Source organism: Streptomyces sp. NPDC058773 (genome assembly GCF_042746015.1).
GTDB lineage: Bacteria > Actinomycetota > Actinomycetes > Streptomycetales > Streptomycetaceae > Streptomyces.
In genome coordinates, this window is sequence record NZ_JBHYPE010000012.1 from 66,268 (window position 1) to 86,463 (window position 20,196).

At 70.9% G+C, this 20,196-nt stretch carries 25 protein-coding genes; 17 read left to right on the plus strand and 8 right to left on the minus strand.

Annotation, left to right across the window (positions count from 1 at the left end; genetic code table 11):
• Positions 1-213: 213 nt before the first annotated feature.
• From ACFW5B_RS13495 to ACFW5B_RS13505, 3 genes are all read left to right on the plus strand, one after another.
• Positions 214-1,098: a glycerophosphodiester phosphodiesterase gene (locus ACFW5B_RS13495; RefSeq protein WP_386437948.1), complete on the plus strand. Its 885-nt coding sequence runs from the start codon at positions 214-216 to the stop codon at positions 1,096-1,098.
• 302 nt (positions 1,099-1,400) lie between these two features.
• Positions 1,401-2,699: an acyltransferase family protein gene (locus ACFW5B_RS13500; protein WP_386437951.1), complete on the plus strand. Its 1,299-nt coding sequence runs from the start codon at positions 1,401-1,403 to the stop codon at positions 2,697-2,699.
• A gap of 257 nt (positions 2,700-2,956) precedes the next feature.
• A complete protein-coding gene (locus tag ACFW5B_RS13505; protein WP_386437954.1) occupies positions 2,957-3,976 on the plus strand; it encodes a hypothetical protein in 1,020 nt (339 codons plus the stop codon).
• Positions 3,977-4,164: 188 nt separating this feature from the next.
• Here the strand turns inward: ACFW5B_RS13505 and ACFW5B_RS13510 are convergent, their stop codons facing one another.
• Positions 4,165-4,548: a RidA family protein gene (locus ACFW5B_RS13510; RefSeq protein ID WP_386438270.1), complete on the minus strand. Its 384-nt coding sequence runs from the start codon at positions 4,546-4,548 to the stop codon at positions 4,165-4,167.
• A gap of 728 nt (positions 4,549-5,276) precedes the next feature.
• Positions 5,277-6,002: a spheroidene monooxygenase gene (locus tag ACFW5B_RS13515; RefSeq protein WP_386437957.1), complete on the minus strand. Its 726-nt coding sequence runs from the start codon at positions 6,000-6,002 to the stop codon at positions 5,277-5,279.
• Between the two features lie 100 nt (positions 6,003-6,102).
• Here ACFW5B_RS13515 and ACFW5B_RS13520 point away from each other — a divergent pair, with 100 nt between their 5' ends.
• Entirely contained in the window at positions 6,103-6,732 is a 630-nt protein-coding gene (locus ACFW5B_RS13520; protein ID WP_386437960.1) for a TetR/AcrR family transcriptional regulator, read from the plus strand.
• A gap of 209 nt (positions 6,733-6,941) precedes the next feature.
• Here the strand turns inward: ACFW5B_RS13520 and ACFW5B_RS13525 are convergent, their stop codons facing one another.
• On the minus strand, positions 6,942-7,973 hold the full coding sequence (locus tag ACFW5B_RS13525; protein ID WP_386437963.1) for an alpha/beta hydrolase: 1,032 nt from the start codon (positions 7,971-7,973) through the stop codon (positions 6,942-6,944).
• Positions 7,974-8,096: 123 nt separating this feature from the next.
• Entirely contained in the window at positions 8,097-9,773 is a 1,677-nt protein-coding gene (locus ACFW5B_RS13530; RefSeq protein WP_386437965.1) for a bifunctional 3'-5' exonuclease/DNA polymerase, read from the minus strand.
• Between the two features lie 466 nt (positions 9,774-10,239).
• Here ACFW5B_RS13530 and ACFW5B_RS13535 point away from each other — a divergent pair, with 466 nt between their 5' ends.
• The 8 genes from ACFW5B_RS13535 (at position 10,240) to ACFW5B_RS13570 (ending at position 15,782) form a co-directional block, all read left to right on the plus strand.
• Entirely contained in the window at positions 10,240-10,485 is a 246-nt protein-coding gene (locus ACFW5B_RS13535; RefSeq protein WP_386437968.1) for a chaplin, read from the plus strand.
• A 240-nt stretch (positions 10,486-10,725) separates the two neighbouring features.
• Positions 10,726-11,124 carry a rodlin gene (locus ACFW5B_RS13540; protein WP_386437970.1) on the plus strand — a complete coding sequence of 133 codons (399 nt, stop codon included), beginning with the start codon at positions 10,726-10,728 and terminating at the stop codon, positions 11,122-11,124.
• A 365-nt stretch (positions 11,125-11,489) separates the two neighbouring features.
• Positions 11,490-11,723: a chaplin gene (locus ACFW5B_RS13545; protein WP_386437973.1), complete on the plus strand. Its 234-nt coding sequence runs from the start codon at positions 11,490-11,492 to the stop codon at positions 11,721-11,723.
• A gap of 271 nt (positions 11,724-11,994) precedes the next feature.
• Positions 11,995-12,282, plus strand: coding sequence for a hypothetical protein (locus tag ACFW5B_RS13550; RefSeq protein ID WP_386437975.1), 288 nt, complete (start codon positions 11,995-11,997; stop codon positions 12,280-12,282).
• Between the two features lie 195 nt (positions 12,283-12,477).
• Positions 12,478-12,876 carry a rodlin gene (locus ACFW5B_RS13555; protein WP_386437978.1) on the plus strand — a complete coding sequence of 133 codons (399 nt, stop codon included), beginning with the start codon at positions 12,478-12,480 and terminating at the stop codon, positions 12,874-12,876.
• A 454-nt stretch (positions 12,877-13,330) separates the two neighbouring features.
• Positions 13,331-13,726 (plus strand): rodlin, encoded by a 396-nt coding sequence (locus tag ACFW5B_RS13560; protein WP_386437981.1) that lies wholly within the window; start codon positions 13,331-13,333, stop codon positions 13,724-13,726.
• Positions 13,727-13,865: 139 nt separating this feature from the next.
• Positions 13,866-14,540 carry a chaplin family protein gene (locus tag ACFW5B_RS13565; protein WP_386437984.1) on the plus strand — a complete coding sequence of 225 codons (675 nt, stop codon included), beginning with the start codon at positions 13,866-13,868 and terminating at the stop codon, positions 14,538-14,540.
• 396 nt (positions 14,541-14,936) lie between these two features.
• Entirely contained in the window at positions 14,937-15,782 is an 846-nt protein-coding gene (locus ACFW5B_RS13570; protein WP_386437987.1) for a nitrilase-related carbon-nitrogen hydrolase, read from the plus strand.
• Between the two features lie 29 nt (positions 15,783-15,811).
• On the opposite strand, the gene tatA is transcribed toward ACFW5B_RS13570, so the two are convergent.
• The 3 genes from tatA to rpmB form a co-directional block, all read right to left on the minus strand.
• Complete coding sequence (gene tatA, locus ACFW5B_RS13575; protein WP_386437990.1) at positions 15,812-16,024, minus strand: Sec-independent protein translocase subunit TatA; 213 nt, start codon at positions 16,022-16,024, stop codon at positions 15,812-15,814.
• A 107-nt stretch (positions 16,025-16,131) separates the two neighbouring features.
• Positions 16,132-16,437: a 30S ribosomal protein S14 gene (gene rpsN, locus ACFW5B_RS13580; protein ID WP_386437993.1), complete on the minus strand. Its 306-nt coding sequence runs from the start codon at positions 16,435-16,437 to the stop codon at positions 16,132-16,134.
• Positions 16,437-16,673, minus strand: coding sequence for a 50S ribosomal protein L28 (gene rpmB / locus ACFW5B_RS13585; protein WP_042150378.1), 237 nt, complete (start codon positions 16,671-16,673; stop codon positions 16,437-16,439). The genes rpsN and rpmB overlap by 1 nt, the downstream gene beginning before the upstream one ends.
• 74 nt (positions 16,674-16,747) lie before the next feature.
• On the opposite strand from rpmB, the gene rpmG reads away from it, so the two are divergent.
• From rpmG to ACFW5B_RS13610, 5 genes are all read left to right on the plus strand, one after another.
• Entirely contained in the window at positions 16,748-16,912 is a 165-nt protein-coding gene (gene rpmG / locus ACFW5B_RS13590) for a 50S ribosomal protein L33 (RefSeq protein ID WP_018536469.1), read from the plus strand.
• A gap of 8 nt (positions 16,913-16,920) precedes the next feature.
• Complete coding sequence (locus ACFW5B_RS13595) at positions 16,921-17,175, plus strand: type B 50S ribosomal protein L31 (protein WP_386437998.1); 255 nt, start codon at positions 16,921-16,923, stop codon at positions 17,173-17,175.
• Positions 17,175-18,323 carry a CobW family GTP-binding protein gene (locus ACFW5B_RS13600; protein WP_386438001.1) on the plus strand — a complete coding sequence of 383 codons (1,149 nt, stop codon included), beginning with the start codon at positions 17,175-17,177 and terminating at the stop codon, positions 18,321-18,323. The genes ACFW5B_RS13595 and ACFW5B_RS13600 overlap by 1 nt, the downstream gene beginning before the upstream one ends.
• Positions 18,324-18,381: 58 nt before the next feature.
• Positions 18,382-18,618: a 30S ribosomal protein S18 gene (gene rpsR, locus ACFW5B_RS13605; RefSeq protein WP_386438004.1), complete on the plus strand. Its 237-nt coding sequence runs from the start codon at positions 18,382-18,384 to the stop codon at positions 18,616-18,618.
• Between the two features lie 379 nt (positions 18,619-18,997).
• Positions 18,998-19,237 (plus strand): DUF397 domain-containing protein, encoded by a 240-nt coding sequence (locus ACFW5B_RS13610; RefSeq protein ID WP_362825758.1) that lies wholly within the window; start codon positions 18,998-19,000, stop codon positions 19,235-19,237.
• A 113-nt stretch (positions 19,238-19,350) separates the two neighbouring features.
• On the opposite strand, the gene ACFW5B_RS13615 is transcribed toward ACFW5B_RS13610, so the two are convergent.
• On the minus strand, positions 19,351-19,833 hold the full coding sequence (locus tag ACFW5B_RS13615) for an ATP-binding protein (RefSeq protein ID WP_386438007.1): 483 nt from the start codon (positions 19,831-19,833) through the stop codon (positions 19,351-19,353).
• Between the last annotated feature and the right edge of the window lie 363 nt (positions 19,834-20,196).

Sequence of the window (20,196 nt, forward strand, 5' to 3'; positions counted from 1 at the left end):
CCCCACCGCCGCCGACCCCGACCCACCTGACCTGCGAAAAGCTGACCATCAGGGCAAGCGCCGGGCACCGGACCGCCGCCTTCTCGCATGGCGGGTGACCGGGGATACCGGCATGTTGAGAAAACAGCGGCATTCCTGAACGGGAGGAAGGGCCCCAGGGGGCGTGCCCGGCGCGGCCGACGCCGTCGGGTGAGCGGACCAGGAGGCTGCCGCATGCTTCGGAGATCACTGCGGATACCCGCCGCCGGCTTCGCCTACCTGCTGATGGCCGCGGTGTCGTCGTCCGCGATGGCGTCCGGGCCGGACGAGTTCGCGGATGTCGCCGTGAGCCGCGGGACACGGGCCGGCCCCGGCACCGCGGCGACCCGGGTGATCGCCCACCGCGGCGCCTCCCGGTACGCGCCGGAGAACACCCTCGCCGCCGTCGACGCCGCACACCGCCGCGGCTTCATCTGGGTCGAGAACGATGTGCAGCGGACCAAGGACGGCCGGCTGATCGTGCTGCACGACACCACACTGCGGCGGACGACGGACGCCGCCCGGGTGTTTCCCGGCCGGGCGCCGTGGCGGGTGGGGGACTTCACCGCCGCCGAGATCGCGCGGCTGGACGCGGGCAGTTGGTTCGGCAAGCGCTTCAAGGGGGAGCGGGTGCCCACGCTCGCCGGCTACTTGCGCCGGCTGGACCACAACGGGCAGCGGCTCCTGCTGGAGATCAAGGCTCCCGAGAAGTATCCCGGAATCGAGGCACAGGTCCTGCGCGAACTTCGGACACATGGGTGGCTGGATCGCGCCCATGTCCGGAGCCGGCTGGTGGTCCAGAGTTTCTGTGCGCGATGCGTAAAAACTGTCCACGAGCTGGCGCCGCAGGTGCGTACGGGCATTCTCGGTGCGCCCGATGTGAGCGAACTGGCGCGCTGTGCGCAGTTCGCCGACCAGATCAACCCCCGTGTGTCCGCGCTCAGTTCACGCTGGCTGGCCGCCGTGCACCGGCTGCGCGGGCCGCACGGCCGCCGGTTGGAGGTCTATGCGTGGGACGTGGCGAAGAACACCACCGCCCGGTCCGTGCGGGCCAGAGGGGTCGAAGGTGTTATTCAATAGCGGGCAACAGCCGTAGATTAAGGCAGCATTGTCCAGGTCTCTCGGGGGCCGGGCCGCACTGCGGACCCGCCCCGCCGCCCGCCGCGCGTGAAGGAGCTGTGGAGGGCGGATGCGCCGCGGGTGGCCGCGACCGGCGGGGATTTACGTGATTCCCGCCGCGGGGCTAAGGTGCCTGAGATGTTCGACGCCGCCACACTCCCCGTAAAAGAACTAAGACGCAGGATTTGGCTTTTGGGTTCCGAAATGCGGCCCGGCGCGGGCCGGCGTCCAGTTCCTCCCCTGGGATCCTTTCGGGAGGCTCCTTGAAGAACGAATATCCGGCATACGGCGAACGGCGGGTGCCGCTTCCCCTGCCGCGGCAGATGTCGCATGACACGCCGAGTCGGACCGGTACACCGGCACCGTCGGACAGCGGCGGGGCCACGGCCACGGCCACGAGGGCACCGGCGGACAGCTCCGCCGGGGCGGCGGCCGGCCGTCCGGCTCCGGGCGGCACCACGCACGCCGAGCCCACAGGCCTTGCCAAGGGCCGGGGCAAGGGTGGCGCGACGAGCGGCGCCGCGGCCGATGCCAAGGCGAAGCCGCGCGATGCCTTCTTCGACAACGCGAAGTACCTGGCCATCGTGCTGGTGGCGATGGGGCACTCCTGGGAGCCACTGCGCGACGGCAGCCGTACCGCCGCGGCGCTCTACATCACCGTCTATGCCTTCCACATGCCGGCGTTCATCATCATCTCCGGCTATTTCTCGCGCAGTTTCGATATGCGCAAGGACCGGCTGCAGCGGCTGATTACCGGAGTCGCCGTCCCGTACATCCTCTTCGAGGTGGCATATACGCTCTTCAAGAGGTGGGCGGACGACGATCCGGGTTACCCGGTGAGCCTGACGGACCCCTGGTATCTGACGTGGTTCCTGCTGGCGCTGTTCGTCTGGCGGCTGACCACCCCGCTGTGGAAGATCGTGCGCTGGCCGGTCCCGCTGGCCCTCACCATCGCGGTACTCGCGTCGCTGTCCCCTGACATCGGGGACGACATGGACCTCCAGCGGGTGCTGCAGTTCCTGCCGTTCTTCGTGATCGGGCTGTCGCTGCGGCCGGAGCACTTCAAGCTCGTCCGCCGCAAGAAGGCGCGCATCCTGGCGGTGCCGGTCTTCGCGGCCGCGCTGGTCTTCGCGTACTGGGCGGCGCCGCGGATGAACGCCGCCTGGTTCTACCACCGGGACGCCGCCCAGGAACTCGCCGCCCCCTGGTGGAGCGGCGCCATCATGACGCTGGCGATGTTCGGCTGCTCGCTCGTGCTGGTGGCCTGCTTCTTCGCCTGGATCCCGGGCCGCACCATGTGGTGCACGGCGCTGGGCGCAGGCACCCTCTACGGCTATCTGCTGCACGGCTTCCTCGCCAAGGGCTCCCGCTTCTGGAACTGGTACGACCAGCCGTGGCTCCACACTCCCTGGGGCGCCATCCTGCTGACCCTGGTCGCGGGCACCGTCGTCACCGCCCTGTGCACCCCACCCGTCCAACGGCTCTTCCGCTGGGCCATGGAACCCAAAATGACCTGGGCCTTCAAAAAGGACCCGGTGGGAATGGCCCGCAGCCGCAACTGACCGACACCGGACCCCGCGGACGCGATCCACACGCAACGGGATGACGCGTCAGCGGGCACGGGACGGGGCGTACGGCACTGCCGTCCACGAACAGCGCCAAGGGCGCCCGCACCACTGGGAGACCGGTGGGGCGGGCGCCTTCGGTGTGTGTGGGCGGTGGTGGTGTGGCGGGGGCTGCGGCCTTGACGCTGACGCAGCGGCAACTCGGACGATGACGCCGTACGGCAGACACAGTCACCCCACCGGAGGTATGCGTCATGTTGCGCGGCAAGGGCATCCATTACGACACCGGCACCTTTCCCAACGGCGACACCTCGCGCCCCGACTACGACGTTCGGGACGCCGAACGGGACATGCGTGTCGTCGCGGAGGACCTGCACTGCACCGCTGTCCGTATCACCGGGGGCGATCCGGACCGTATCGAGACCACGGCGCGGTACGCGGCGGAGGCGGGCCTGGAGGTCTGGTTCTCGCCGTTTCCCTGCGAGCTGTCGAACGCCGAGATGCTGCCGCTGTTCACCGACTGCGCCGAGCGGGCGGAGCGACTGCGGCGCGACGGCGCCGAGGCCGTCCTCGTCACCGGCTGCGAACTCAGCGTCTTCGCCCGCGGCTACCTGCCCGGGGCCACACTGAACGAGCGCATTCCGGTCCTGGCGGGCCCCGGCCGCGAAGCCGCGCTCCAGGGCATCCCCGACAAGGTCAACGCCTTCCTGGGGGAGGTCGTCGACGTCGTGCGGCCCCTCTTCGGCGGCCGCGTGAGCTACGCCTCCTGCCCTCTGGACGGCGTGGACTGGGCTCCGTTCGACATCGTCGGCCTGGACGCCTTCCGCAGCCTGCGCAACGCGGCCACCTACCGCACCGACCTGCGCAAGGAATGCGGCCACGGCAAGCCCGTCGCCATCATGGAGGCCGGCTGCTGCACCTACCGGGGGGCGGGAGAGCACGGCGGCGCCGGCTGGTACCTGGCGCGGGAGGCCGACGGCGTCACCCTCAAACCCGGCCTGGTGCGCGACGAGGGCGAGCAGGTCCGCTACCTCGACGATCTCATGACCGTCTTCGAGGAGGAGGGCGTCGATTCCGCCTTCTGGTTCAGCTTCGCCGGCTTCAGCACACCCCACCGGACATCCGGACCCGACGAGGACCTCGCCTCCTACGGCATCGTCAAGGTCCTGGACGAACACAGCGGCTACCCCGCCGACAAGCGCACCTACCCCGACATGCCTTGGGAACCGAAGCAAGCGTTCCACGCACTCGCCACCCGCTACAGGGCCCACTGAGCTTCTTCTCAGTGGTCACCGGTCGAGCGATGACGCGGCCTGCTGCGCGGCCGGGGCCGGACAGTGGCGCGGGCGGCGCCGGCTTCATGCCGTTGCTGAACTGACCGGGGCCGCGGGCGACTGGCGGCCGGAGAACCGACCGCGGCCCGCGGGAGTCCCGGAGCCGTCGGGCCGTCGGGGCTCGTCCGCTAGCGCACGACCGCGACGCCCTCGAGCTCGACCAACGCGGTCTCGTCCCACAGGCGGGTGGTGCCGATCACGGCCATCGCCGGATAGTCGCCGCCGACCAGTCGTTTCCACACCCGGCCGATCTCGCGGGCATGCCGGCGGTAGTCCGCGACATCGACGGCGTAAACGGTGAGCTTGGCGAGGTCCGAGGGGCCGGCGCCGGACGCTGCCGCAACGTCCAGAAGGTTCGTCAGCGCCCGCTCGAACTGCTCGACGATGCCCTCGCCGACGATCCGCCCCGATCCGTCGAGAGCCGTCTGCCCGGCGAGGAAAACCAGAGTCCCCGGGGCGACGCGCACGGCATGACTGAACCCGGTAGGCGGCGCCAGGTGCGGCGGATTCACGCGCTCCGGCCCACCAGGGCCCCCGCCCGGCGTCGCCCCGGCGTCGGCCCCTGCCTCCGCGCCGCCGCCTGCCGCCGAGCCCGAGCCCTTGGCTGCCTCCGCGTCCAGGCCGGCGGACGCGCCATCGCCCGCGCCTGCCGCCCTGCCGACACCGTCCCCGGCAGGCTGCCCCGATCCAGCGTTCGTCCCGGTCCCGGCACTCATCCGGCCGACTCCCTCCGCCGCCAACTCATCTCACCCGTACAGGGATTGAAGCGCGCTCGCCTCCGCGTCGGGAAGCCCGCACCGGAGAGGCGAGCACCCACAGAGGACACGGCCCCTCGCAACTCTTCCGGCACGAAGGGCGAACCGCGCCTCGGCCGCCGAGGGCCACCCGCCGCTCACCGTCGCCACCTCCCGGCGAGTTTAGGCCGTACCGGACAGATCTCCAGGGGCGCGACGGCACGCCTACGACGTCCACGGATGCGGCAGCGCGCCCACAGCGGCACGGCCACGACGGCAGGCCGACGCCGGGACACCCACGACGGCACACTCACGACGGCACGGCCGTCACGGAAGGGCTTTGACGGCACGGCCGGACGGGTGGGGAAGGGCCGCCAGGGGCCGGGCCGGGACATGCCGGGCACGGCGCCCGGCTCAAGGGCGCGCGGGTCCACCCCCGTGGGACCCCCGCCGCCCGCAGTCCCGGCCCAAAACCCGCGGCCCGCCTCAACGCTCCGCCACCCGCCTCAACATATCCGCGGCACCTTCGCGGCCTCCGCCACCGGCTCGCGGCCGTCCAGCCTGCCCTGGGCGGCATAGGGCCGGCACCGCAGGAAGCCGGCCTCATGGTGGAACGGTTTCGTCCGGTGGTCCCTGATCACCTCCTTGTGCTCGGGCTGCGCGGCGCCGTAGGCGTAACGCTGCATCGCCGCCGCGCTCTGCCACAGGGAGAAGGTGCCGACGAAGCGGGGCGGCCGGGCCAGGGCGACCGAAGCGGTCATCGAGGGGTCGGCGGCGGCGCGGCCGGCGGCCCGGGAGTTGGCACGCAGGAACGACAGGGCACGGCGCAGCCGCAGTCGCCCGAGGGTGAGCACGGCAACCGGCCCGTCCTCCTGGTCCCGCGCGGCGCCGGGGCCGATCTCGACCGGCATCGGCCCCCAGGAACCGGAGAACCGGAGCGGCTGCAACCGCACCTGCCAGCCATCGGACAGCAGGCCCGCCAGCGGATCGTCGGCGAGAAATCGGTCGAGCGCGGCATCGTCGTCCCACGACGCCAGCAGCGCGGCGCGGCCGGGGCACACCTTGGGCGGCCCGGCGGCGATGGCGCCGGTGAGCGTGGTCTCCGCATACCGGAGGCCGGGAGTCGCCCCGGGCCGTGGGCAGGCACGGAGAACGCTGCGTACGGCGCGGACGCCGACATCGGCGATGTGCACGGAAAGGATCACGACGAGCCCCCGCTCTAAGTTACTCATGCGTATACCAAGTGGTACACGATCCAGTATCCTTCATGGCAACGGCCATGGCGAGCCGAATTCACACCGGATTCGAGCCAGATCGCAGGGAGGGGACCAGATGAGCGAGATCGACCGGGGACGCGCCGCGCGCGCCGCGGCCAGGACCCGTATCGAGGAGGCCGCGGCCCGGCTGTTCGCCGAGCGCGGCTTCGCGGGCACCACCATCGGGGAGATCGCCGCCGAGGCGGGCCTGAGCAAGCCGATGCTCTACCGCCACTTCGACTCCAAGCAGGAACTGCATCTCGCCCTGCTGGAGCGGCACCGCGACGCACTTGCCGCCGCCCCGCTCCGCGAACTCCTGCACGGCGAGGGCGATCTGGGCACGCGGATGGCCGCCATGTACGACGCCTGGTTCGGGTATGTGGAGAGCCATCCCTACACCTGGCGGATGATGTTCCGGGACACCACCGGAGACGCGCAGGTACAGGACTTCCACCGTGAGCTGCAGCGCCGGCAGCGCGAGACGGACATGGCGCTGCTGCGCGCATTCGTGCCCGGCCTCCCCGAGGCCGAATTGGAGCCCCTGGGGGAGGCGATCCGCAGCGCGCTGTACGGGCTCGCGCTGTGGTGGCTGGAGCGCCCCGACCAGCCTCGTGAGCTGCTGGTCGGGACGATGACGCGGATCACCCGTGGCCTGATCTCCACCGTCGGGGGCCCGGCCCCCGAGGCGCCGGACGCCACGGACTGAGCCCGACCTCCCGCTCAGAACGGGACACCGGCCCCGGTGCCCGATCCCTGCTCGGGGCAGGAGACCGCCCCCCGGTTTCCAGGCCACGACACAGAGGGGGCGACCGGCACCCGTTTCACCCCACCCTCCAGGACGTGGGCCCCGCCCGGACATCGCCGGCCGGCGCCCGATTCAGGCCCCCACGGAAGCCCAGGACGCCCACCCCCGCTTCACATCACCACCGGATACAGCGCCGCCCGCAACTGCCCCGTCCAGTGCGCCGTCATCTCCCTCGCCACCCGGGTCTCCGGGGCGTACAGCTCGAAGCCGTGCCAGGCGCCGGGCACATTGCGGACCGTGACCGGCACCCCGGCATCCATCAGCCGCCGGGCGTACGCCAGCCCCGCATCGCGCAGCGGATCGAGATCGCAGACCAGCACATGGGCCGGCGGCAGCCCGGACAGGTCGGTGGCGCGCGCCGCCGCGGCATACGCCTCCGCCGCGACCGTCCCCTCCGGCAGATAGTGCCGCCAGGCCCGCTGGATACTCCGCCCGGTGGCCACCCGCGCCTCCACGGGCCCCTCGGTCCCCGTCGTCACCTCGTCCGCCCCCACCCGGTCGTCCAGATCCGGGACGCACAACGACTGGTGGACGAGCGACGGGCCGCCACGGTCCCGGGCCATCAGGGCGACGGCGGCACTGAGCCCACCGCCCGCGGACTTGCCGGTGAGGGCGATCCGCGCGGGATCGATGCCCAGGTCGCCGGCTCGCCCCGCCACCCACTCCAGAGCGAGATAGCAGTCCTCCACCCCGGCCGGATAGCGGTGTTCAGGGGCGAGCCGGTATTCGACGGTGACGACGACGGCGGGCAGCTCACGGCAGAGCGCGATCGCCGCACGGTCCTGCCCCGGCAGCGACCGGCCGAGGGCGTACCCACCCCCGTGGAAGTGCAATACGGCGGGCAGCACGCGCCCCGCCTCCGCGCGGTCGGCCCTCCCCGCGCCCTCCCCGCTCGCTCCATCCGCCGGACGGTAGACCTCGACCATCAGGGCGCTGCCGTCGGCCCGTGGCACCTCGAACCGCTCGCTGCCCACCCCCGTACGGTCGGCCGGAAACGCGGCCAGCATCTCGTGGAACCCCGCGCGGGTGCCCTCGATGTCCTCGTACGGGTCAAAGACCGGCGGCAACGCCTCAAAGGCCGGGAGGAGTTCGGGATGCACCTGCATCGCCGACCGGAGCTGCATCTCGGGCTGGACGCTCATACGGGCACTCCTCGTTCGGCACGGACGGACAACGGCCTTCTGCTCACGATCGTCACTCCGCACGCGCCGCCACCGCCCCGCCGGACGGTGTTTCCCACCACGCCGCGCGCCACCCGCCCCGCCTCACTTCGCGTCCGCATAGCACTCCACCACCGCCGTGGTGAACGGAAAACGGACCGGAGTCTCCCCGAACGCGATGCGCCCCGCCGTATCGGCCGCCGCCGTGATCGCCTCGGAGACCGCCGCCGCCTCCCGGGCGGGGCAGTGCACGATCACCTCGTCGTGCTGGAAGAAGACCAGCTCGGCGCGGAGCCCACCGGCCCGCAGCGCATGCCGCAGCGCGGCCAGCATCAGCAACGCCCAGTCGGCGGCGCTGCCCTGCACGACGAAGTTGCGGGTGAACCGGCCGCGCGCCCGCGACGCCGCCGAGCTGCCGCCGTACCCCGTGGGCTCCTCCTGGGGCAGACCGGCCTCGTCGGGCGGTACCACGGACGCGGGCGGGCAGGTGCGGCCCATCCAGGTGCGCACCAGCCGGCCCTCCTCGCCCGCGCGGGCGGCCTCGTCCACATACGCCACCGCGGCCGGATAGCGGCGCCGCAGATCGGCCATGTGCTTGAGGGCGTCGCCGGACGTCTGTCCGTAAATGGCGCCCAGCAGACCGAGCTTGGCCCGGTCACGGTCCCCGCCGAACGCACGGGCCGCCAGATCCGCGTACAGATCCTCGCCGCTGCCGGCCACCTCCATCAGCCCCCGGTCACGGGAGACGGCCGCCAGCACCCGCGGCTCCATCTGGTCGGCGTCGGCCACCACCAGGCGCCACCCCGGATCGGCGCGTACGGCCTGCCGGATGACCTTGGGGATCTGCAGCGCGCCGCCCCCATTGGCGGTCCAGCGGCCGGAGACCGTGCCACCGGGCAGATACTCGGGGCGGAACCGGCCGTCGTGCACCCACTGCTGGAGCCAGGACCACCCATGGGCGGTGTGCAGACGGTAGAGCTTCTTGTACTCCAGCAGCGGTGCCACCGCCGGGTGGTCGATCTGCTGGAGCTCCCATTTGCGGGTCGAGGTGAGGGAAATCCCCACCCGGGCAAAGGCCTTGATGATCTCGTTCGGCAGGTCCGGGCGCACCCGGGCACCCGTCCCGAAGGCCCGGGACACCTCATCGGCCAGCTCCGCCATCCGGCGCGGCTCCAGTCCGCCCGGATACCGCTCGCCCAGCAGTCCGTCGAGCAGCTCGCGGTGCACCTCCGCGCGCCACGGCACCCCGGCCCGCCCCATCTCCGTCGCGACCAGCATGCCCGCGGACTCCGAGGCCAGCAGCAGCCGCATCCGGTCGGGGTGTTCGGCCCGCCCCGCCCGCGCCACCTGGCCGGCATAGACCTCCAGCAGCGCCGTCAGCTCGTCCGTCCCGGGCGGCAGCGGCACCGGTCCTGGCTCGAACAGCGACGGCTGGGTCTCGGCCGTACGGACCGGCGCATCAACGGGGACGGGCAGGCCGCGCAGCCGCGCCCAGGCGGCGGCCAGCGAACGCGGCTGCCCCGACTGCCCCTCCTCATGGCCGATCAGCAGCGCCTCCGCGGCCTCCACGTCATAGCAGCGCTCGACCCGCACCCCCGCTGCCAGCAGCCGCCGGTAGATCCCCGCGGTGGACCGCCACACCCACCGCTCGACCTCGGGCCGCTCGCACACCGCCGCCGCGAGCGAGCGCTCCCGCAGCACCGGCCCGGCGGCCCGCCCGTCCGCTCCGAGCGGGCAGAGACGAGCACCCCCGTCGCCCGTCTCCACCACCGCCCATCTCATGCTCCCGAGTCTCGCACCGGCCACTGACAATCGCCCTGACCAGCACGAACGACACGATGCCGAGCCCGCGGGGGCCGGCCGCTCCGGACCGTTCACGGCCGGACACGGCCGGCTCCCTCCCGAACCGTCCCCACGACGCCCGCCGCCCGCTCCCCGCACGCCCGCCGAGATCCACCGCCCTCCCCAACCGGTGCCCTCCCCAACCACCGCCCCATTACCGGCACATGCATCACTGCGAAGGCGCCCTCACACCCATCCCAATGACAATCTGCTTTGCACGGCGCCCTGTTGCGAGTGCCTTTCGCCACGAAAATGCCCCGTCGCCAATCCCGCCCCACCCCACCGGACTCGACCCAGCCATTCACCCGAATGAACCGCTACCTTCGGCAGGGTTGGTGAGTTGAGCAGCTTGTCGCCTTAAGGCGGCGCACAGATTTCTGCTTGCTGCTCAGTGAAGAGGTTCACCGTGAAGTTTGTTTCCAAGGCCGTCGTCCTGTCCGCTGCCGCCGGCGTCGCCGTGCTGGGCGGAGCCGGTGTGGCCGGTGCGCACGGCGGCGCCGGCGCGGCGGGAGTCGCCCAGAACTCCCCCGGCGTCATCTCCGGCAACCTCATCCAGGTCCCGGTCGACATCCCGGTCAACGTCTGCGGCAACACCGTCAACATCGGCGGCCTGCTCAACCCGGCGTTCGGCAACATCTGCGCCAACGTCTGAGAAGTTTCAGGCCTTTGAGGGCCGGCCGTACGCGGACGGCCTCTCGCCGGAAGGCCGGTACGCGTTTTGCGTACCGGCTTTTCGTATGCCCAAAGCCCCCTGAATGCAGTCGAGTCGAGCGGGCGGTGATATGTATCCATAGCTTCGTGGCATTCGGGTGAAAGGGCGAAACCGCACTCTCAGAAGCGAGTTGACCAGTGCGCTCCGGATACGGGCACTCCGCTTCGAGAAGGGTAAATCGTGATCAAGAAGGTCCTGGCCACGACGGCGGTAGCCGCGTCCGTCGTCGGAATCTCGGCGACGGCCGCCCCCCAGGCGATGGCGATCGGGAACCACAACGGCACGTCCACGGTCAACGGGAACGGTGCCAAGAGCGCGTTCGGCAACTCCACCACGGTGGGCCGGATGAGCCCGCAGCTGGAGCTCATCCAGGGCTCGCTGAACAAGCCGTGCCTCGCTGCGGGCAAGGTGCCCGTGCAGCTCCTGGGCGGGATTCAGGCGCAGGACATCAACCTGCTGTCCAACCCGCAGAACCAGCAGTGCACGGAGAACTCCACGCAGGCCAAGGGTGACGAGCCGCTGTCGCACATCCTCAGCGAGATCCCGATCCTCTCGGGCAACGGCGTCGGCAACCACTGAGCCGGCCATCGGCCGCAGGTCCGGACCGCCGGCTCTCGTTCCATGAGCGGTCCGGGGCCTGCGGCACCCCGTCATGAACCGTAGGGACGGAATTTCGCGTTCCCTCTGCGGGCAGGAATTTGCATTCGGCGGGTGCCTCGTCCGTTCGAACTCCGGTGTTTTTTCCGCGTCGTATGCATGGTGGCAATCTCCCGAAACGGTCTTGCACCCATCGGGCGATTCCTCCGAAAACCTCCTGGCGAGAGTTTCGTCCAGGAGGGGCAATCGTTACCAATATCGTCAGCGGTGTTACGGGCGAGCAGCTCAGCGCCCGAGCGACACGACGGTCGTGTTCGCTACGGACCCGCTGCAAGGAAGGGCTGAAAGTGAAGTACGCAAAGGTCGCAGCGATCACCGCCGGCACGCTCATGGCGGTGGGCTCGGCAGCGCCGGCGTTCGCCGACGCGGGTGCCGCCGGCGGTGCCAAGAACTCCCCCGGTGTCATCTCCGGCAACGCCATCCAGGTTCCGGTGCACATCCCGATCAACCTGTGCGGCAACACCATCAACATCGTTGCTCTGCTGAACCCGGCGTTCGGCAACACCTGCCTGAACCACTGACTCGAAGCAATTCGAGCCGTGTCCATGTGGCCCGGCCCCGGTGCGCAGTTCACTGCGAGCCGGGGCCGGTCGCCCTTAGCCTCCGGTGGGCACACGCACAACGCGCTTGATTTTCGGGCGGATTGGCCGAGAAGAAAACCCTTCAGGGTTTCTCCGGGCGGAGGCACTCGTTAGTCACGCTGAAAGCGGTGGGCCGAGCAGCGAAGTGATTGCTCGCGCGGCGCTGATGTCGCCGGACCGTGGAAGCACCGCCCGAGAAGGGACAGTTGAAGTGAAGTACGCAAAGTCTGCCGCGGTTGTCGCCGGATCCGTGATGGCGCTGGCCGCCGCCGCGCCCGCTTTCGCCGCGCAGCCCAAAACTCCCACCATGAGCCTCAACGGCGGGCTGAATGACGCGCTGAGCAGCAAGCAGTTGGACGGTCACCAGATCACGCCCCTGGTCAAAACGGTCAGGACCACGGAGGGCAAGGTCAGGTCGACCAACGCGAAGAAGCTGCTCCGTGGCGTCACCGGAGCGACGAAGAAGACCTCGCTGCTCGGCGGGCTTCCGCTCAAGTAGTCGCGAGGCCCGCCGACGAGGCGCGGCAGCACACCTCGATGATTTCTCATTCCGAGTGCCGGGCGCGATCGGATGCCTCGGGAAACGCGGTTCAGGGCACGCGGCTGTTTGAGTGAATGAGAACAACCAAAAACCTCCTTGCGAGTTGGGCAGATTGCCCGGCCCAAGGGCAATCCCGAAACACGAAGGACCAAAATGATCAAGAAGGTTCTGGCGACCGCGGCCGCGGCTGCTTCCATTGTTGGTGTGGCCGCCGCTGCCGCCCCTGGAGCGATGGCGATCGGTAACCACCACGGTACGTCTTCCGTCAACGGTAATGGCGCTGCGGAGGCCTTCGGGAATTCGACCACGTACGGCTACATGAGCCCGCAGATCGGCCTGATCCAGGGCTCGCTGAACAAGCCGTGCCTCGCGGTGGGCAAGCTGCCCATTCAGGGTGGTGCCCTGGGTCAGATCCAGGACATCAACATTCTGTCGTCGCCGCAGAACCAGCAGTGCACCGAAAACTCCACCCAGGCCAAGGGCGACGAGGCGCTGTCGCACATCCTGGACAACATCCCGATCCTCTCGGGGAACGGCGCTCACAACCACTGAGCTGCCGAACAGCACCCGGGCCGCCCGGTCCTCCTTCTTCCGGGCGGCCCGGGTTTCTGCTGTCCGGCGCCGGGGCGGAAATGTTATTCCCTCGTGACCGAACTCCGGTGCGCCGGATCGTTAGGAATGATGTGTGGAGGGAAGCGTGCCAGTGCCCTTGCGAGTTTGATGGGGCTGCCAGGGCATTGGCACGCCGTCCGTAACGAAACAGGGCCTGCGTATCCGTTCATTGGCGGGGCAGGCCCTGTGGCATGTCCGGGAATTGGCGCGCCGATCCGACAAGTCGCACTGGCCGTAAGCGAATTGGGGCGTGGTCGCCGCCGCGATGAGGGTGATGCCTTTTCGGGAGCTTCATGCCTGCTATTCGGGTGATGGTGCAGAACTCAAGCCGGTATGGCGGGTTGTTCAAACAGGGCTCCCGTGTCGGGAGTTCCTTCTCCTGAAGGGTTTCGTGATGAAGAAGATTTTCGCGGGCGCGGCCGTGGCGGCTTCGCTGGTCGGAATTTCCGCTGCGGCCGCTCCGCAGGCCATGGCGATCGGTGACCACGAGGGCACCAGGACGGTCAACGGCAACGGGGCGCGCTCGTTTTTCGGCAACTCCACCACGCGCGGCAGCCTGAGCCCCCAGCTCGGCCTCGTCCAGGGCTCGCTGAACGAGCTGTGCCTCGCCGCGGGCAAGGTGCCCGTGCAGCTCCTGGGCGGACTTCAGGTCCAGGACATCAACCTGCTGTCCAACCCGCAGAACCAGCAGTGCACCAAGAACTCGACGCAGGCCAAGGGCGACGAGCCGCTGTCGCACATCGCCGACGGCATCCCGATCCTCTCCGGGAACGGTGTCGGCAACCACTGACCGGCCCACGGCCTCGGGCCGTTCACGCTTGTGCCCCCGGGCGGCCGGCGCCGCGTATGCGCTGCCGGCCGCCCGGTCGTGTGAGCAGCGGGGTGCGGGCGGCGGTCCGTACGCCACGACTGCAGATGAGGGATGACAGATGCGACAGAGCCTGAAGGCGTGTGTGTTCGTGGCGGCGTCGGGTGTGCTCGGCGCGGGCGGCGGCGCGGCGTACGCGGATGCCGGAGCCGCAGGGGGCGCGAGGAACTCTCCCGGGGTGCTGTCCGGGAACAGTGTGCAGGTGTCCGTGGACACCCCGGTCAATGTGTGCGGCAATTCGGTGGACGGGGGAGCGGCGCTCAACCCGGCCATGGGCAATGCGTGCGGGAACGGTGCGCCGCCGGTGTCGGGGCCGCACCAGCCGCCGCCGGGGCAGCAGGGCCCGATGCCCCAGCGGCCGCCGGGAGCGGAGCAGGCCCCGGGCGTGCACTGGAACGCCCCGCGGCCGGAGCAGCGCCCGGCCCCGGAGCAGTGGCCGGCCCCGCGGCGGGCCGAGCACCCGGTCACGGCGCCGGTGCAGCACGCCCCCGGGCACCCCCACGGGCACGTTCACGCGCACGCTCGCGGCCAGACCCCCGGGCACGTCCCCGGACCTGCCGCTCGGCCCGCGCAGGAGGCGCGGGTGGGCGCGGTGGCGCACGCCGGGGCGTCGGCGGGCTCGCGGCTGCTGGCGGCCACCGGGGCCGAGGAGCTGGCCGCATTGGCCGGGACGGGTGGTGGGCTGCTGGTGGGCGGGGCGCTGCTGCTGCGCCGGTCCCGTACGCGACGCAGATGAGCGGGCGGGCCGCCGCGGTCGGCCGGCGGTCGGCCTCCTTCGGGGGGCCGGCGGCCGGCCGAGCGGGTCCGGCGGGCCGCTCGGCCGGGGCCGCCCGGTCGAGACGGCCGTCGGCATCGCCGGCGACTCGACCGTGGACCGTCGTGCCCTTGTTCGCCGGGCGGCGCTGCGGCTGGAAGCGGCCCTGCGGGGCGTACGACGGATCGTGCGGATCAACGTGTGAAAACCCGTGTCCGGTACGGGAAGGATCGTTCTTTCGCTCATTGGTGGGGACCCGTCTCCGGGGGGTTTGAAGCGGGACGGAACGGGATGTTCCGCCGGGCCGTGCCGCCACCTCCGGGCTCTGGCAAAATTGGGGTGAAGGCCGCAAAAGTGATGAGGCGATGAGGTGGGGCCATGCTCATTGCGCTGGCGCAGACCGACTGTGTGCTGGGTGGGGTGGAGGAGAACCTCGATATCGCCCGCGAGCAGATCGGGCAGGCGGCGGCGCAGGCCGTGGATCTGGTGGTCTTCCCCGAACTGAGCCTGCACGGCTATCACTTGGGCGCGCTCAGCCGTGATGAGTCCCTGGAGGCGAACGACCCGCGGCTGCTGGCGCTCAGCACCCGCGGCCCCGATGTGCTGGTCGGCTTCCATGAGCACACCAGTCTGCGGGCGTACAACACCGCGGCGCACTATGCGGCCGGTGAGCTGGTGCATGCGCACCGCAAGCTGTATCTGCCCAACTACCTGGCCTGGGAGGAGCGCAAGCACGTCAGCCCGGGGCAGTCGCTGCGGGCGTACGAGCTGACGCGGGCCAGGAGCGGCGGCCGGGGGGCCACGCTGGTGTGCAATGACGCCTGGCAGCCGGCGCTGCCGTGGCTGGCGGTGCAGGACGGCGCCGAGGTGCTGTTCGTGCCGACCAACAGCGCGGCGAGCCTGGACCCTGAGGCGATGGACACCGGTCTGTACTGGGACACCCTGCTGTCCTATACGGCGAAGATGCTCCAGTGCTGGGTGGTCTTCGTGAACCGGGTGGGCAATGAGCACGGCGCGGCGTTCTGGGGCGGCTCGCGGGTGGTGGACCCGCGGGGAGCCGTGGTGGCGCAGGCGCCCAAGTGGGAGCCCGCGCTGGTCGCCGTGGAGATCGATCTCGCCGAGGCACGGCGGCAGCGCCGCGCGGTGCCGCTGGTCGCCGAGGCCCGGCTGGGGCTGATCGACCGCGAGGTGCGGCGGCTGATCGACGAGGGCGGCGACCACTGAGGGGCCGGTGAGGGGCCGGCGCCCCGGTGTCAGTGCCGGGCGGCGGACTCCGTACGGGGCGCCTCGGCCGGTGCGTCGTCCTTCCGCGCGGCGTCCTTGAGGGCGCTCGCCTCGGACTTGAGGATGCGCATCGAGCGGCCCAGGCCGCGCGCCATGTCGGGCAGCTTCTTCGAGCCGAAGAGCAGCACCAGGACCGCGATGATCAGGATCAGGTGCCAGGGCTCGAAGGCGTTGCGGAGCACGGGGCTGCTCGCTTTCGTCGGGGGCGACGGGCGTTCTGTCCAGTATGACCCGAACGGTCCGGCCGTCCGGTCCAGGGGGCTGCCCCGGGCCGGACGGCCGGTGGTGGCTACCAGCTGGACTTGCGGACGCCCGGCAGATACCCGGCGTGCGCCTGATCGCGCAGCCGTACGCGGGACAGGCCGAAGGTGCGGAAGTAGCCGCGGGGGCGCCCGTCGACGGCGTCGCGGTTGCGGACCCGGGTGGCGCTGGCGTCCCGCGGCTGGCGGGACAGCTCGCGCCGGGCGGCGGTGCGCTCCTCCTCCGGTGTGTGCGGGCTGCGGATCAGGGCCTTGAGGACGGCGCGCCGGGCCGCGTAGCGGGCGACCGTCGCGCGGCGCTTCTCGTTCTTGGCGATCTTGCTCAGCTTGGCCATCAGACCTTTCCTCCTCGTGCGCGGATGCGGGCGACCGCCGCCTCGATCCCGATCGTGTCCACGGTCTTGATCCCCTTGGCGCTCAGCGTGAGCCGGATGTGCCGGCCCTCGCTCTCCAGCCAGTAGCGCTTGCGCTGGATGTTCGGGTCGAAGCGGCGGGGCGTGCGGCGGTGCGAGTGGGAGACGGCTTTGCCGAAGCCCGGTGAGCGGCCGGTCAGCTGGCAATGGGCGGACACGGTGCGATCCCTTCGGTCGTCGGCCCTGGTGAGAGCCTATTGAAAATGGAAACCATTTCCGTATACTACCTGGCATGGCCCGCAACGAAATACGCCCGGTCGTCAAGCTCCGGTCCACCGCCGGCACCGGGTTCACCTACGTGACCCGCAAGAACCGCCGTAACGACCCCGACCGCCTGGAACTGCGCAAGTACGACCCGGTCGCCGGTCGTCACGTGACCTTCCGAGAGGAGCGCTGAGGACCGTCATGAAGCCTGGAATCCACCCCGCCTACGGGCCGGTCGTCTTCCGCGACCGGGCCGCCGACTTCGCCTTCCTGACCCGCTCGACCGCGACCAGCGACAAGACGGTCGAGTGGGAGGACGGCAATACCTATCCCGTCATCGACGTCGAGACCTCCTCGGCGAGCCACCCCTTCTACACGGGCACTGCCCGGGTGCTGGACACCGCGGGCCGCGTCGAGCGGTTCGAGCGTCGCTACGGCAACCGCGGGGCCCGCTGATGGAGCGGCTCGACGTGGTGCTCGTGGGCGGCCTGCACGCGGAGGCGCGGCAGGCCGCCGTCGAGCGGCTGCTGCGGACCGTGCCGGGCAGCGTCGCGCTCCACCACGACCTCGCCCTGTCCGCCGACGGCACCGTCCGGCGCACCGTCCGCGACGCCGGCGGTGTGCTCGACGCCGGTGACGCACCGCTGGTCAACGACTGCGCCTGCTGTGCGCTGCGCGAGGACCTGGTGCCCGAGCTGGAGCGGCTGGCCGCCGGGCGGACCTGCCGGCTGGCGGTCGTCGAACTGTGGGACTCGGTCGAGCCCAAGGCGATGGCCGAGGTGGTCACCGCCTGCGGCAGCGAGAACCTCGCGCTGACCGGCGTGCTCACCGCCGTCGACCTGGCGCTGCTGCTGCCGTACCTCGGCTGCGGTGACGACCTCGCGGAGGCGGGCCTGGCCGCCGCGGCCTCCGATCAGCGCACGGTCGCCGACACCTTCGCACGGCAGCTGGAGTACGCGCCGGTGCTGGCCATCGCGACGGGGGAGGAGCGGGCGGAACCGGCCGACCTGGCGCTGCTCGGGCAGTTGCACCCGACGGCACACCAGGTGCCGGTGGAATCCGGGGAGTTGGCGGCCGCCGCGACGGCCGGATTCGATGTGGGCGCGGCCGCGGACCGGCAGCACCCGGCCTGTGCGCTGCTGCCGCAGGAGGCCGACGCGGAGGGGGTCGGCACGCTCGTCTGGCGGCGGAGCCGGCCCTTCCACCCCGAGCGGCTCCATGCCGCGCTGGAGGACCTGACCTGTGCGGCCGCGCGCAGCCGGGGCCGGTTCTGGCTCGCCGACCGCCCGGACACGCTGCTGTCCTGGGACGCGGCCGGCGGTGCGCTGTGTGTGGAGAACGCCGGGCCGTGGCTGGCCGCACTGCCGGACGCCGCCTGGGAGATGGTGCCGCCGGCGCGCCGGGCCGCGGCCGCCCTGGACTGGCACCCCGAGCACGGTGACCGCACCCAGCACCTGGTCTTCGTCTCACCCGGCCTGGACCGCGACGGCCTGCGGTCCCTGCTGGACTCCTGTCTGCTCACCGACGCCGAGTACGCGGGCGGCCCGCCGGCCTGGAAGAGCCTGCCGCCTGCCTTCGACGCGCTCCTCGACCCCGTTCCGTAAGCCGGCCCGCGTCCGTACGCGCCGGACCGGCCCCCAGTACGCACAAGGAAATCTCCCCATGCCCCGACGGCACGACCCGCGGCAAACGCCCAAGCCCCGCCGCAATCCGCTGGACGCGGCGGGCATCAGCTACATCGACTACAAGGACACCGATCTGCTGCGGAAGTTCCTCTCGGACCGCGGCAAGATCCGCAGCCGCCGGATCACCCGGGTCACCGCGCAGCAGCAGCGGCAGCTGGCCCGTGCGGTCAAGAACGCGCGGGAGATGGCGCTGCTGCCCTACGCGTCCCGGTGACGGCCACCGTCCGGTGACGGGCCGGAGGCTCCCTACGTCCGATGCGTGGGGAGCCTCCGTCGTTTGTCCGGGGAGGTGCTCGGTGCCGGACCCTGCCGGCGGGCGGACGGATCGCCCCGATCCGGAACCCGGAGGGCGTGGCATACGTCTCTTGGGTGTCCCTGAGGGCCGCGGTCCTGTCGGTCCGTACCAGGTGACGGCGTATCGCGTCCGCGGCGGCGGCCGGCCGGCGACCGTGTGTGAGGGGCCGGTGACCGTGCTCGACGAGCTGTGACGGCCTCGGCACCCGGTGTCGTGCACGTGCATCTGCGCATGCATCCGCATGTGAACGCAGCTATGATCCCGGGCAGTTGACACCATTTATCACCGGGAGACCCCTGTGCCCCACGCATACAACGGCATGGCCGCCACAGATCTCCGTGATGTGGCATGGCAGAAGAGCAGGCACAGCAACTCGCAGGGCTCCTGCGTGGAGTTCGCCAAGCTGCCCGGCGGTGACATCGCGGTGCGCAACTCGCGCTTCCCGGACGGCCCGGCGCTCGTCTACACCCCGGCCGAGGTGCAGGCGATGCTGCTCGGCATCAAGGACGGCGAGTTCGACCATCTCGTACGGGACTGAGCGCCCGGACGCGGTCCGGCGGCCGCGGGGGAGTGCGCGCCCGTAGGCGGTGATGCGTGCGCAACGGGAAACCGGGCGCCCGCAGTTCGCGGTGCGCCCGGTGTACGGCACGGCTACGGCAGCCGGAAGAGGGCCCACACGATCTTGCCGTGCGCGGCGCCGGCCAGCGGATGCCAGCCCCAGCTGTCGCTGAAGGAGTCGACGAGGTAGAGCCCGCGCCCCGATTCCGCGGCGGAGTCCGCCTCCCCGGCGACCGGTGAGTCATCGCTCGGGTCCCGTACGGCACAGACCAGCCGGGAGGACCAGCGCATCAGATGGAGCCGGGCGGGCGGGGTGCTGTCGGCGTGCTCCGGCGCCGCGAGGATCGCGTGCCGCAGGGCGTTGGTGACGAGTTCGGAGACGACCAGGGCGACCGAGTCGAAGAGCTCGTCCAGCTCCCAGCCCTGCAGTGTCTCGCGGGTGAACGCCCGTGCACAGCGCACCGATTCATAGCGCGGCGGGAGTGTGCGGGACGCGGATCCGGAGACAGCCAGGGGGTCGACGGGAGGGAAGCCCTGCCATAACGGCTCGAGCATGGTCAAAACCTTGGTCCCCATGCGAGGCACTCCTGGCGTTCGCGGACGTCATGACCCCGGCCGGGCAGCCGGATCCGGCGGATCTTTCACGAGCGTGCATGCGTGCGACGCCTATGGTTCCCAATGCGCGAGACAGATGCAAGGGCAGATGCACGTGCACGTGCCGCAATTGCCCCTGCTCGCGCCGCTTTACCAGGAATTCTTCCTACCACTTCTTGTGGAGGCCTTGCGGGGGCCGCACGTATCAGTAACCGGATGAGCACTCAACGAAGCCCGAACGTGGCAGACTGCGGCCCACTGTTGGACGGGGTGGGGTCACAGGAGGGTCTGAGAGGTGTCCGCAAGTGAGTCGAGCGGGTCGGTGGTGCGGCGAATCCTGCTCGG

What these genes read in the sequence shown, in the direction of transcription:
- ACFW5B_RS13495 (WP_386437948.1), top strand. Translation starts at nt 214, where the DNA reads ATGCTTCGGAGATCACTGCGGATACCCGCCGCCGGCTTCGCCTACCTG.
- ACFW5B_RS13505 (WP_386437954.1), top strand. Translation starts at nt 2,957, where the DNA reads ATGTTGCGCGGCAAGGGCATCCATTACGACACCGGCACCTTTCCCAAC.
- ACFW5B_RS13515 (WP_386437957.1), bottom strand. Translation starts at nt 6,002, where the DNA reads ATGAGTAACTTAGAGCGGGGGCTCGTCGTGATCCTTTCCGTGCACATC.
- ACFW5B_RS13520 (WP_386437960.1), top strand. Translation starts at nt 6,103, where the DNA reads ATGAGCGAGATCGACCGGGGACGCGCCGCGCGCGCCGCGGCCAGGACC.
- ACFW5B_RS13525 (WP_386437963.1), bottom strand. Translation starts at nt 7,973, where the DNA reads ATGAGCGTCCAGCCCGAGATGCAGCTCCGGTCGGCGATGCAGGTGCAT.
- ACFW5B_RS13530 (WP_386437965.1), bottom strand. Translation starts at nt 9,773, where the DNA reads ATGAGATGGGCGGTGGTGGAGACGGGCGACGGGGGTGCTCGTCTCTGC.
- ACFW5B_RS13555 (WP_386437978.1), top strand. Translation starts at nt 12,478, where the DNA reads ATGATCAAGAAGGTTCTGGCGACCGCGGCCGCGGCTGCTTCCATTGTT.
- ACFW5B_RS13560 (WP_386437981.1), top strand. Translation starts at nt 13,331, where the DNA reads ATGAAGAAGATTTTCGCGGGCGCGGCCGTGGCGGCTTCGCTGGTCGGA.
- ACFW5B_RS13565 (WP_386437984.1), top strand. Translation starts at nt 13,866, where the DNA reads ATGCGACAGAGCCTGAAGGCGTGTGTGTTCGTGGCGGCGTCGGGTGTG.
- ACFW5B_RS13570 (WP_386437987.1), top strand. Translation starts at nt 14,937, where the DNA reads ATGCTCATTGCGCTGGCGCAGACCGACTGTGTGCTGGGTGGGGTGGAG.
- rpsN (WP_386437993.1), bottom strand. Translation starts at nt 16,437, where the DNA reads ATGGCCAAGCTGAGCAAGATCGCCAAGAACGAGAAGCGCCGCGCGACG.
- rpmG (WP_018536469.1), top strand. Translation starts at nt 16,748, where the DNA reads ATGGCCCGCAACGAAATACGCCCGGTCGTCAAGCTCCGGTCCACCGCC.
- ACFW5B_RS13595 (WP_386437998.1), top strand. Translation starts at nt 16,921, where the DNA reads ATGAAGCCTGGAATCCACCCCGCCTACGGGCCGGTCGTCTTCCGCGAC.
- ACFW5B_RS13600 (WP_386438001.1), top strand. Translation starts at nt 17,175, where the DNA reads ATGGAGCGGCTCGACGTGGTGCTCGTGGGCGGCCTGCACGCGGAGGCG.
- rpsR (WP_386438004.1), top strand. Translation starts at nt 18,382, where the DNA reads ATGCCCCGACGGCACGACCCGCGGCAAACGCCCAAGCCCCGCCGCAAT.
- ACFW5B_RS13615 (WP_386438007.1), bottom strand. Translation starts at nt 19,833, where the DNA reads ATGGGGACCAAGGTTTTGACCATGCTCGAGCCGTTATGGCAGGGCTTC.